11 protein-coding genes are annotated in these 11,402 nt (G+C 73.1%); 6 read left to right on the top strand and 5 right to left on the bottom strand.

What is annotated here, in order from left to right; all coding sequences use genetic code 11:
* Nucleotides 1–200: 200 nt before the first annotated feature.
* From B0I33_RS06000 to B0I33_RS05980, 5 genes are all read left to right on the top strand, one after another.
* Complete coding sequence (locus B0I33_RS06000; RefSeq protein WP_245900459.1) at nt 201–617, top strand: hypothetical protein; 417 nt, start codon at nt 201–203, stop codon at nt 615–617.
* A 121-nt stretch (nt 618–738) separates the two neighbouring features.
* Complete coding sequence (locus B0I33_RS05995; RefSeq protein ID WP_245900458.1) at nt 739–1,119, top strand: hypothetical protein; 381 nt, start codon at nt 739–741, stop codon at nt 1,117–1,119.
* A complete protein-coding gene (locus B0I33_RS05990; protein WP_106177513.1) occupies nt 1,116–2,798 on the top strand; it encodes a solute symporter family protein in 1,683 nt (560 codons plus the stop codon). Before B0I33_RS05995 ends, B0I33_RS05990 begins: the two co-directional genes overlap by 4 nt.
* Entirely contained in the window at nt 2,795–4,072 is a 1,278-nt protein-coding gene (locus B0I33_RS05985) for a histidine kinase (RefSeq protein WP_106177512.1), read from the top strand. The genes B0I33_RS05990 and B0I33_RS05985 overlap by 4 nt, the downstream gene beginning before the upstream one ends.
* 5 nt (nt 4,073–4,077) lie before the next feature.
* Complete coding sequence (locus B0I33_RS05980; RefSeq protein WP_106177689.1) at nt 4,078–4,824, top strand: LytR/AlgR family response regulator transcription factor; 747 nt, start codon at nt 4,078–4,080, stop codon at nt 4,822–4,824.
* A gap of 7 nt (nt 4,825–4,831) precedes the next feature.
* On the opposite strand, the gene bla is transcribed toward B0I33_RS05980, so the two are convergent.
* Both bla and B0I33_RS05970 read right to left on the bottom strand, forming a co-directional pair.
* A complete protein-coding gene (bla, locus tag B0I33_RS05975; protein ID WP_106177511.1) occupies nt 4,832–5,740 on the bottom strand; it encodes a class A beta-lactamase in 909 nt (302 codons plus the stop codon).
* Nucleotides 5,741–5,743: 3 nt separating this feature from the next.
* Entirely contained in the window at nt 5,744–6,205 is a 462-nt protein-coding gene (locus B0I33_RS05970) for a DUF2000 domain-containing protein (protein WP_106177510.1), read from the bottom strand.
* Here B0I33_RS05970 and B0I33_RS05965 point away from each other — a divergent pair.
* Nucleotides 6,204–7,001 (top strand): helix-turn-helix transcriptional regulator, encoded by a 798-nt coding sequence (locus tag B0I33_RS05965; protein WP_106177509.1) that lies wholly within the window; start codon nt 6,204–6,206, stop codon nt 6,999–7,001. The two genes, B0I33_RS05970 and B0I33_RS05965, sit on opposite strands and share 2 nt — an antisense overlap.
* Before the next feature lie 49 nt (nt 7,002–7,050).
* Here B0I33_RS05965 and B0I33_RS05960 read toward each other — a convergent pair whose 3' ends face one another.
* From B0I33_RS05960 to B0I33_RS05950, 3 genes are read right to left on the bottom strand one after another with little or no spacing between them, the layout of a single operon-like run.
* On the bottom strand, nt 7,051–8,886 hold the full coding sequence (locus B0I33_RS05960) for a penicillin-binding transpeptidase domain-containing protein (RefSeq protein ID WP_106177508.1): 1,836 nt from the start codon (nt 8,884–8,886) through the stop codon (nt 7,051–7,053).
* A 53-nt stretch (nt 8,887–8,939) separates the two neighbouring features.
* On the bottom strand, nt 8,940–10,292 hold the full coding sequence (ggh, locus tag B0I33_RS05955) for a glucosylglycerate hydrolase (RefSeq protein ID WP_106177507.1): 1,353 nt from the start codon (nt 10,290–10,292) through the stop codon (nt 8,940–8,942).
* Complete coding sequence (locus tag B0I33_RS05950; protein ID WP_106177506.1) at nt 10,289–11,368, bottom strand: ABC transporter ATP-binding protein; 1,080 nt, start codon at nt 11,366–11,368, stop codon at nt 10,289–10,291. The genes ggh and B0I33_RS05950 overlap by 4 nt, the downstream gene beginning before the upstream one ends.
* Nucleotides 11,369–11,402: the final 34 nt, after the last annotated feature.

The raw sequence follows: 11,402 nt of genomic DNA, 5'->3' as shown, positions 1-11,402 counted from the left end.
GGGGCGAATCGGACCGGGCAACAACTCGTCCCCCAGCGTCGTGAACCGGGCCGTGAACGGTCCCGGGTCCCGCCTCGACGTGCGCCCGGCGGCGCACGCGACCGTTCGGGCACGTGATCCGGCCGTTCGACCCGGTCCGGTGACCTCTCACGGACGCGCGACTTGGTGACGTGGGTCACGACCCGCCTAGACTCCTCGGCATGTCCTCGGTGACCAGCACGGGTGGAGCGACGGGTCGTCGCCGCATCATGCACGTTGGCAGTGTCGGCATGATCTTCGGCGGGCTGCTGATCCTCGTCGGTTCGCTCCTGCCGTGGGTGTCGACCCCGGTGGGGCATCTCTCCGGGGTAGCCGGTGCCGGGCTGTGGACACTGTGCGCGGGCACCATCGCCGTGGCGGGCGCGCTGCTGCCGTACCGGCGCGTCGCTTTCGCGCATGCCTTGTTGCCGGGCATCGCCGTTGCGGTGTTGGTGGCGTGGCAGCTGCTCCGGATCGCGCAACTGAGCGCGAGCACCGACAGCTGGGGCAGCCTGCTGCCCGGCATCGGCCTCGTCGTCGCGGGTGGCGGCGCGTTCGTCCTGGTGCGAACGGCACTGCGGATCCGCGCCGCCGAGTAGCGCATGGTGACACCCTTCCGGGTGGCGGCGCGGGCGAGCCGCCTGCCTCACCGCAGGCGGCTGCCGCCGCTGCCGGAACACCCGGTTCTCGTGGCCCCACCTGCGCAGTAGGGTGCGCGATGTGGCTTCGTCCGGTGCGGATACGCCCTGGACCGACCCCGACGAAGGGGATCGGCGGGTCCCCGACGTCGGGGACGAGTACGACATGCCCGCCGACGTCGACGCGGCGTTCCGGACGGTGCGCCGGGTGGCGGTGGGTCACTTCGTGGTGTTCCTCGGCGTGGTCGTCGCGGTCCCGATCCTCACGCTGACGGTCGACTGGTGGTCGGAAGGCCGCCTGATCGGGGGCATGACGCCCAGCTTCGTGATGGCGGCGGTCGGGCTCTACGTCTTCTTCTTCCTCATCGCGGCCGGTGCCGCCACGCTGTCGAACGCGGTCGAGGACCGCATGCTCGGCTCCCCGGAGCAGGAGCCGCCCGATCGGGACGGTGCGGAACCGTGATCGCGGCGAGCCTCGCGGTGCTGGCCGGTCTGCTCGTGGCGGTGCTGGTCGCCGGGCTGGTGCTGCGCCCCCGCGGCGCCTCCACGCTGGAGTTCTACCTCGCGGGCAGGCGGGTCGGCGTCGTCACCAACGCCTGCGCGATCTGCGGCGACTACTTCTCGGCCGCGTCCTTCCTCGGCGTGGCCGCTGCCGTCTACGTGTCCGGGCTCGACGGCGTCTGGTACGCGACCGGCTTCGCCGCGGGCTTCGTGCCCGTGCTGCTCTTCGTGGCCGCGCCGCTGCGCCGCTTCGGCGAGTTCTCCATCCCGGACTTCCTCGGCCGCAGGCTGGGGTCCGAGGGCGTGCGGCTGGCCGCGGTCACCGTCGTCCAGCTCGTCATCCTGTCCTACCTCGTGCCGCAGGCCGTCGGCAGCGGGCTCACCTGGGAACTGCTGGTCGGCGAGGGCGTTGCGGGCCTCTCGCCGTACGCCACCGGGGTCGTGGTGTCCACAGTGGCCATCGCGGCACTGGTCGTCGTCGGCGGGATGCGCGGTACCACGTGGACGCAGGCGGTGCAGTTCCTGCTGCTGCTCGCCGTGTTCATCTGGTTGGCCATCGTCGTGCTCGGCTCCGGGTTCAGCTACCCGGACGCGGTCGCCCGGCTGACGGAGAACCCGCTCACCAACCCGGCCGAGGTGAACGGAAACTGGCAGCTGGAGGTGGAGGAGAACCGGCTGGACAGCGGCGAGCCCGCGTTCTTCGGCCACCCGGGTGGCCGGTACGGCCCGCTCGGGCAGATCACGCTCGTCGTCACGCTGGTGCTCGGCACGGCGGGTCTGCCGCATGTCATGAACCGCTACTTCACCAGCCCGACGGGCACCGCCGCCCGGATGACCACGGTGTGGGTGCTCGGCTTCGCCGGGGTCTTCTACGCGCTGGCCGTGCTGCTCGGCACCGCGGCGCGGTCGCTCGTCTCGGAGGCGGTGGCCGACCGGCCGTGGCTGGCGGACCTCACCGTCGACGGCGTGCTGCGCGTGCCCGAGCACGCCCCGCTCGTGCTCGGCCGGATCTACGGCGGCGAGGCCGGGCTGGCCGTGGTGGCGATCGGCGCGCTGGTCGCGGTGCTGTCCACCATCGCCGGGCTCCTGCTGGCCTCGGCCGCCTCGTGGGGACACGACGTGTACGAGCGGCACATCAACCCGGGCGCGAGCCAGCGGCAGGCGGTGTGGGCGGGCCGCTCCGCCGTCCTCGTGGTCGCGGCGCTGTCGGCCACGCTGGCGCTCCTGCTGCGGCCGCAGACGCTGACCGCCCTGTTCCCCTCGATCGTGGCGACGATGGTGACCTGGGCGTTCGCCCTCGCGGGGTCGGCGCTCGCCCCGGTGTTCGTCCTCGCCATCTGGTGGCGGCGGACGACCGCGCCGGGGGCGGTGGCGGGCATGGTGACCGGTGCCCTGACGGCGATCGGCCTGGTGGCCCTCGCCCCTTCGGTCGGGGACCGAGGCATCGGGGAGATCCTGCTCGCGCCCACGATCGTCGCCGCGCCCCTGGCTACGGTGGTCACGGTGCTCGTCTCGCTGCGCACGACGCCGCCCGCCGACGTCGAGCGGTTGTGGCTGAAACTGCACGGGACCGCCGCCGACCGGCGGGCCGTGCGGCTGGCGCGGCTGACGATCGCGGGAGTCGACGGGAAGAAGCGATGAGGAACGGCAGCCTGCCACTGGCGTTCGCGGTGGTGCTCACCTGGGGTTTCGTGTACCTGGTCACGCAGATCTTCCCGGACCCGCCGCTGGAGGTGGAGGCCACCGTGCTGATCGGCGTCGGGATCACGCTGGTGCTCACCGTCGGCTACCCGTCGGCCCTGCGCGGTCCTCGCCAGGCGGGGCCGGTGCGGCGCTCGCCGGGGCGCCAGGGCCGCACGATCGCCGCGGTCGGCAGGTCCATGCCGCTGCGGTCGGGGTTGACGACCGAGGCCGCGCACCGTGCCGTGCGGCTGCTGCACCCCGTGCTCGGCGGTGACTCCGTGGCCATCACCGACCGCGAACAGGTGCTCGCGTTCCTCGGTCCCGGCTCCGACCATCACACCGTGGGCGACCGCCCGCAGACGGAGTCCTCGGCCAGGGTGCTCGCCAAGGGGAAGACGGTCGTGGTGCGCGACCGGAGCAAGCTCGGCTGCCCGGATCCGGACTGCCCGCTGCACAGTGCCGTGATCGCCCCGCTGGCCATCGGCAAGCGGGTGGTCGGGACGCTCAAGGTGTACCGGGTGGACGAGATCCCGCCGCCGAGGGACGTTGTCGAGGGCCTGGCCGGGATCATGTCGCTGCACCTGGAGCTCGCCGAACTGGACCACGAGCGGAAGCTGGCCGTCGACGCCAAGCTCGACGCCCTGCGCGCCCAGATCAACCCGCACTTCCTGTTCAACACGCTCAACACCATCGCGTCGAAGGCGCGCACCGACCCGGAGGAGGCCCGCAGGCTGCTGCTGCGGCTTTCCGACTTCTTCCGGTACGCCGTCCGGCAGGACGGGCACCTTGTCGAGTTCGGACAGGAGTACTTCTTCGTCCGCACCTACCTCTCCCTGGAGCAGGCCCGCTACGGCGACCGGCTGCGCGTGCGTTACGACGTCGATCCGCAGGTGCTGACCGCGCACGTGCCGGTGCTGACCATTCAGCCGCTCGTCGAGAACGCGGTGAAGCACGGCCTTTCCGACAAGGTCGACGGCGGCACGGTGACCCTGAAGGCCCGCGTCGACCCGCTGACGAGGACCACCTCGATCCGCGTCACCGACGACGGGATCGGCATGTCGGCGGAGCTGCTGGAGCAGCTGACGTCCGGTGACGGCGCCGCGGACGGCGGTGTGGGCCTGCGCAACATCTCGCAGCGGCTGCAGGCCCTGTACGGCGAGCGTTATCGTCTCGACATCCAGTCCGACTACGGTAACGGCACCGTCGTCGACCTGCGCATTCCCTTGGGGTGATCGGCATGCGAGCTCGTTGCCTCATCGTCGACGATGAGGCGCCCGCTCGGGAGGAGCTGCGGTACCTGCTGGGGACGTTCGACCACGTCCAGGTGGTGGGCGAGGCGACCAACGCCGAGGAGGCGCTGGTGCTGCTGCGCTCGCTCGATTACGACCTGGTGCTGCTGGACATCAAGATGCCGGGCGGCACGGGGCTCGAGGTGGCCGAGGCCGTCCGCGACGCGCCGCACGCGCCCAAGGTCATCTTCACCACCGCCTACCCGGGCTACGCGGTGGACGCGTTCGACGTCGACGCCGTCGACTACCTGGTGAAACCGTTCGACGCCGAGCGGCTCGGCCGGGCACTCGACCGGGCGCTGTCGGGTGGCGCGGCCGACGAGGCCGAGCCGCCACCGGCCCCGCGCGGCCCCGCGCCCGACCCGCTCGGGCGCATCCCGGTGCAGCAGGGTGACCGCACCGTGCTCGTCGACGAGTCGGCGATCCTGTACGCCAGCGCCGCGCGCGGCTACTCGTACCTGCAGCTCGCCGGGGAGCGGGTCCTGGTCAGCCTGTCGCTGAACGAGCTGGAGCGCAGGCTCGGCGGCCACTTCTTCCGCACGCACCGTTCGTACCTGGTGAACCTGAACCACGTCCGGGAACTGCGCCCCGACTTCAACGGCGCACTCGTGCTGGTGATGGACGACCACCGGCGCAGCCGGGTCGAGGTGTCCCGCAGGCACGCTCGTGAGCTGCGCCGCCTGCTCGGCCTGTGACCCGCTCTCAGCGCAGGGTGCCGACCACGACTTCCGCGGCCCTGGCCACCAGCGCGTCGTCGTGGCTCGCATCGGGACTGTCGCGATCGGACAGCACGGCGAGCACGATCGGGTCGCGACCTGGCGGCCAGACGACCGCGATGTCGTTGCGCGTGCCGTAGCCGCCCGCGCCCGTCTTGTCCCCGACCGGCCAGCCCGCGGGCACGCCCGCGCGGATCAGCGTGTCACCGGTGGTGTTGGTGCGCAGCAGTTCCGTGAGGAACGCACGTTCGCCCGGAGGCAGCGCGTCGCCGAGCACGAAGACACGCAGGCTGGTCGCCATGGCCCTCGGGGTGCTGGTGTCACGGACGTCGCCGGGTACGGCGGTGTTGAGCTCCGTCTCGTAGCGGTCCGAGCGCGTGGTGTCGTCACCGATCTCGCGCAGGGCCGCGGTCAGTGCCTCCGGTCCGCCCAGGTCGTCGAGGAGGACGTTCGCCGCGGTGTTGTCGCTGTAGCGCACCGCGGCGTCGAGCAGGGCCCGCACCGGCATGCCCGCACCGGCGTGCCGCTCGGTCACCGGCGAGTGGCTGACCAGGTCGTCCGCGGTGTAGGTGAGCACCTCGCCGAGCCCGCCGAGGGAACGCTGCCGCAGCACGGCGCCCGCCAGGAGCGCCTTGATCGTGGAGGCGAACGCGAACCGCTCGCCGGCGCGGTGGGTGACCTCCCGCCCGCTGCCGGTGTCGACGGCGTACACCCCGAGCCGCGCGGAGAACTCGCGCTCCAGCTCCGCGAACTCCTCGTGCGGCACGGATGCGGTGCTGGGGAGCGGAGGGCCGGTCTTGACGGGGGTGACGGGGGCCTGCGCCGCCCCGCAGCCCGCGAGGGCGACGAGGGTGGCGGCGGCGACCGCGCGGGTCAGGGATCGAGCGAGACGCACCCGTCAAGGATGCATGACCGCGCCCTTGAGGATCTTGTCGACCGCGTTGCGGGCACCGTGGACGGCGATCCCGGCCAGGTCGAGCCGGTCGCCGGGCACGGCACGCACGGCCGCGCGGTTGTCCTCGTCGTTGCCGGTGCCGAACAGCTCCGTGGTGAACACCGACAGGTCCACCTCCCGAATGACGGCCCGCCGGTGGGCGGCCGTCAGCACCTCGGCCGGTCCGGCGAACACCAGCACGGGCTGGCCGAACATGGGCAGGTACGGGGTGCCGTCGGCATCGGCGTACGGCTCGCCGACCAGCTCCGTGCGGGTCGCCGCGATCCCGCTGACCAGGAAGGCGGTGGCGTTGAGCCGCTGCCAGGCCGGCAGGTCGTCCCGCAACAGCACGGCGATCTTGGTGGGAAAGCGCACGGGGCGATCGTGCCGCCGCCGAGTGCCCTCGGGCTTGTACGTTCTTGGCATGGGCAGGCCACCGGAGATCCGCGCGTGGCGACCGCCCGTGCCCGGGATCCGCGAGGTGCTCCACGCCCGGTTCACCGAGCACGCCTACCCGTCGCACACCCACGACTCGTGGACGTTGCTGATCATCGACGACGGCGCCGTGCGCTACGGCCTGCACCGGCACGAGCACGACGCGCTGCGCTCGCAGGTGACGCTGCTGCCGCCCGGCGTGGCCCACGACGGCAGGTCGGTGCGCCCCGAGGGGTTCCGCAAGCGGGTGCTCTACCTCGACGGCGAGCTGCTGGCCGAGGACCTGGTCGGCGCCGCCGTCGACACCCCGGCGTTGCGGGACGGCGTGCTGCGGCTGCGGGTGCACCAGCTGCACGAGGCACTGGCCGCACGGACCGAGGAGTTCGAGGCGCAGAGCAGGCTCACGCTGATCCGGGAGCGGTTGCGGCAGCACCTGGGTTCCGCGGTCCACCCGCCGCGGCCGGTGCGGGATCCGCGGCTCGCCCGCGACCTGCGGGACCTGCTCGACGCGCGGGTGCGTGCGGGGGTGACCCTGGCGGAGGCCGCCCGGCTGCTGCACGCGCACCCCACGCATCTCGTGCGGGCGTTCGGCAGGGAGTTCGGGTTGCCGCCGCACCGCTACCTGACGGGGCGGCGGCTCGACCTCGCCCGGCGACACCTGCTGGCGGGCTGCCCGCCCGCACGGGCCGCGGTGCTCGCGGGCTTCTACGACCAGGCGCACCTGACCCGGCACTTCACCCGGCTGCTCGGCACCACGCCCGCCGCCTACGCCCGCGCCGGGCAGTGAATGGCACATCGCCCGCGTCCAGCGCAGGCACTGTGCCATTCACTGCCCGTCACTGGAGGGTGTCCAGGAACCGCTTCGTGACGGCGAGGGCCTGGGCCACGTCGTTGCCGCCGTCCTCGACGAACGTGGCGAACGCGATGTCGCCCTGCCATCCGGTGAACCAGCTGTGGCTGCGTGGCGGCTGCTCGGTGCCGTACTCGGCGGTGCCGGTCTTACCGTGCACCGGCCCGCCCGCGACCGACGCGAGCTCGCGTCCCGAGCCGTGGGTGACGACCTCGCGCATGGCCGTGCGCAGCGCGCCCACCGCGGCCTGGTCGAGTTTCGGCCCCTCGGCGGCGGGGGAGGTGGGCGCGGGCTCGGTGACGAGGGACGGCTGCTGCCACTGCCCCCGCGCGATGCCCGCGGTCGCGGCGGCGATCGCGATGGGGCTGACCGTGGTGCGGCCCTGGCCGAACGCGGCCGCGGCCTGCTCGACCGGGTCCGCCCCGGTCGCGACCGACCCGGTGTAGGCGGTGGCGCCGAGGTCCCACTGTTTCCCGATGCCCAGCCGCCCGGCCGCCTCGGCCAGCCCTTCGGCGCCGAGCTTCGGTGCGAGCAGCGCGAACGCGGTGTTGCAGGACTCGGCGAACGCCTCGCGGAACGTGGCGTCGGGGATACCGCCGTCCCAGGCGTTCTTGAAGCTGCGGCCGCCGACCGTCATCGTGGGCGGGCACTGGACCGGGGAGTCGAGGGTCACGGCGCCGGACTCCAGCAGGCCCAGCGCGGTCACGGCCTTGAACGTGGAGCCCGGCGGCACCTTCGCGGTGAGGGCGAGGTTGTGCGCGCCCGGTGAGTTGGCCACGGCGAGCACGGCGCCGTCGGAGACGCGGACGGCCACGACGGCGGCGTTCTTCTCACCCGCGGCGACCGCCGCGTCGGCGGCGTTCTGCACCTCGCGGTCCAGCGTGGTCCGCACGGCCGCGCCGCTCTCGGCTTCCTTCTGGAACAGCACCCGGCTGGCGCCGCTCGGACGCTCGACGGTCACCTTGACCCCGGGGGTGCCGCGCAGCCGGTCGTCGTACTGTTCCTGCAGGCCACCGTGCCCGACCTGGTCACCGATCGCGAACCGGCCCGGCTGTGCCGCCATGTCCTCCTTGGTGACCGGGCCGACGGAGCCCAGCAGCGCGCGGGCGAAGTCGCGGGTGGGCGCCAGCACGCGGGACTCCTCGCGGAACACCGTGCCGGGCAGGTCGTAGATCACCGGCTTGAGCTGGAGATACCGTTCCTTGCGCAACGTCACGACCGGGACGAACGCGTCGGGATCCGCCTCGCGGATGCGGTCGGGCAGGTCGCCGGTGTCAACGCCCTCGGGCGTGAGCGCGCGGCCGAGCGCGGTGGCCAGCTTCTCCGCCGACTCCACCCGGCTCGGCTGGACGCCGACCGTCACGACGGAGCGCTCCCGGGTGATCGGCTCGCCCGCACCGTCGAGGATCGGGCCCCGGCTGTCGCCGCCCCGGTCCAGCGTCAGCCGCTCGCCGTCGCGCAGGCTGGGCTCGACCGTGGCCGGTGACCAGTCCACGCGCCAGGCGTCCCCGTCCTTGGCGAGCGCCACCGTCGTCTCGTACTCCCAGCGCACGTCGGGCGCGAGGGTCCAGCCGACCCGCACCGGCGCGGTCGCGCGGTCTCCGTCGACCTCCACCTCCCCGGGCTCCAGCTCCGGGGTGCGGTCGCCGAGCCCCGAGGTCACCTCCTGGTACTCCTTCTCGTGGCCGGGCACGGAGCCTCGCTCCCACGCGGTGACGAACGACTCGAGCGACCGGGTCGCGGCCTCCTCCGCACCGGAGCAGGCGGTGACCAGGGCACCCGCGGTGAGCACGGTGAGCCCCACCAGCACGGCTTTTCGCATGCGGCCGAACCTATCAAGGTCACCGGGCGCGCCCGGCTCGTTTCGGTCAGAAGTCAGGGGCCGCAGAGCCAGTCGAGTACGACGGCGGCGGTCCAGGACTGGCGGGTGCTGCCGAGCGGCTCGCCGGTGAACGGCTCGTAGTACTCGCCGAACGAACCATCGGAGACCAGCCGCAGCCCCTGCTCACGCAACCCGGCCGCCCGCTGGGACCAGCCCCGCCGTTCGAACGCCCAGCCGAGGAGCCACGCCAGCACCGGCCACTGCGGTCCCCGCCAGTAGCGGCGCGCGTCGAAGTCCGGCGAGTGCGGCGACACGGAGGGCGGCACGGCGGCGAGCAGGGCCGGATGGCCCGCCCAGCGCGGCCCGTCGAGCAGGTCCAGCAGGCGTGCCTCCACCCGGGTCCCGGCCCCGCCGCAGAGCAGGGGCGCGAATCCGGCCAGGGTCTCCGCGTCGAGCCACCGGTCTGCCCGCACGTCGCGGTCGCGCGCCAGCCCCGTGCCGGGCCGGCAGCTGGCCGCCACGGCCGCGCGGGCGCGGGCCGACCAGGCCCGCAGCGCGGCGATCTCCGCCCGGTTCTGCCCGAGGTCGTCGCCGAGCTTGGCCAGCACGTCGCAGGCCAGCGCGAACAGTGCGGTGCCGAACACGTCGCCGACCAGGAAGTCCGACGTGCGCACCACCTCGTCCGGCCGGTATCCGGCGCGGCGCATCTGCTCGACCAGCCACAGGTAGCGGTCGTACTCGTCGTCGCTCGGCCGCTCGCCGGGATGGCCGACGCCGGCGAGGTCGAGGCGGACGTACGGTGGCAGGTCGGGACCCGGCCGCACCGCCGCGTAGGGCAGGTCCCACCGCGGCGAGTTGTCCATTCCGGACTCCCAGCCGTGCACGATGGTGACCAGCCCGCTCGGGTCGGGCAAGCGGTGCCGGACGAGCCAGCGGTGCCACCGGTACAGCCCCGGCCACGCCCGCTCCGCGAACCGTCTGGCCAGCTCGGCGTCGGCGGCGGAGGTACGGCGGGCCACGTTGACGATCCGGTGCACCGCGATCGCATGCACGGCGGGCTGGCAGATGCCCGACGTCCGCACGTGCCGCGGCCGTTGCGGTGCGGCGTCGGTGCCCCACCGGTCCGGGCCGGGGAAGTAGTCGGTGGCCCCGGTGAAGACGATGTGCGGGATCATCCCGTCCCGCCACTGGGCGTCCAGCAGCGTGTCGAGCTCGGCGACGGCCCTGCCGACGTCGAGGTGGGCCAGGCCGACCGCGATGAACGCCGCGTCCCAGCTCCACATGTGCGGGTACAGCCGGGGCGACGCGGTGACCAGCGTTCCGGTGTCGTTGTCGCGCAGCACGACGGCGGCGCGTGCGGCGAGTCCGGTGGACGAGATCCGGGGCGGGGTTCGGGCGGCGGTCACCGGACTTCCAGCAGCAGGCTCGTCTCCGGGTCGTACCACCGGCACTGATCCACCGGAAGGCGCAGGGCGAGCCGCCTGCCCGGCTCGGCGCGGAACGTCGCCGGCGCCTGCACCTTGATCGTCTGCCCGCAGACGTCCGTGGTGAGCAGTGCCGAGGCGCCGAGTGGCTCCAGCACCTGAAGCTCACCCCGGAGGCCTCCGCCGTCACCGAGCTGGATGGCTTCCGGGCGGATACCGAGCCGCAGCCGCTTGCCGTGGTAGCTGGACAGCGCGGCGGGCACCGGCACCGACTGGCCACCGAAGTCCACGCGGGGCCGTCCCTCGTCGGTGCACACGGTGCCGGTGAGGAAGTTCATCGGCGGGCTGCCGAGAAAGCCGCCGACGAACTCGTCGGCCGGTTCGTCGTACACCGCGCCCGGCGGGCCGCACTGGACCAGCACGCCGTCGCGGAGCACGGCGACGCGGTCGCCGAGGGACAATGCCTCGACCTGGTCGTGCGTCACGTACAGCGTCGTGGTGCCCAGCTCCGCGACCAGCTTCTTCAGTTCCGCGCGGAAGTTCAGCCGCAGCAGGGCATCCAGGTTGGACAGCGGCTCGTCCATCAGCAGGATGTCGGCGTCCATCACGATCGCCCTGGCGACCGCGACCCGCTGCCGTTGACCACCGGAGAGCCTGCTCGGGTAGCGGTCGAGGTACGGGCGCAGTTGCAGCAGGTCGGCCGCCCACTCGACCTTGCGCCGCACCCCGTCGGCGGGTACGCCGCGCATGCGCAGCCCGAAGCCGATGTTGTCGGCGACCTTCTTGTTCGGGAAGACCGCGTAGGACTGGAAGACCATGGACAGGTTGCGGCGGCGCGGTTCGAGGTAGGTGACGTCCTTCCCGCCGATCACGATCTGCCCGGCGTCCGGCAGCTCCAGCCCGGCGACCATCCGGAGCAGTGTCGTCTTGCCGCAGCCGGAAGGGCCGAGCAGGACCATGAACTCGCCGTCGGCGACGTCGAGTGACACGTCGTCGGTCGCCCTGGTGGACGCGCCGGGGTAGGTCTTGGCGAGGTCGCGCAGGATCAGCTCAGCCACGGTCGGCCTCCTTCGTCCGCACCGGTCGGTTCCA

The organism is Prauserella shujinwangii, assembly GCF_003001955.1.
GTDB lineage: Bacteria > Actinomycetota > Actinomycetes > Mycobacteriales > Pseudonocardiaceae > Qaidamihabitans > Qaidamihabitans shujinwangii.
The sequence above is the reverse complement of the archived record's forward strand: the minus strand, read 5'-3'. Positions and strand labels throughout refer to the sequence as shown.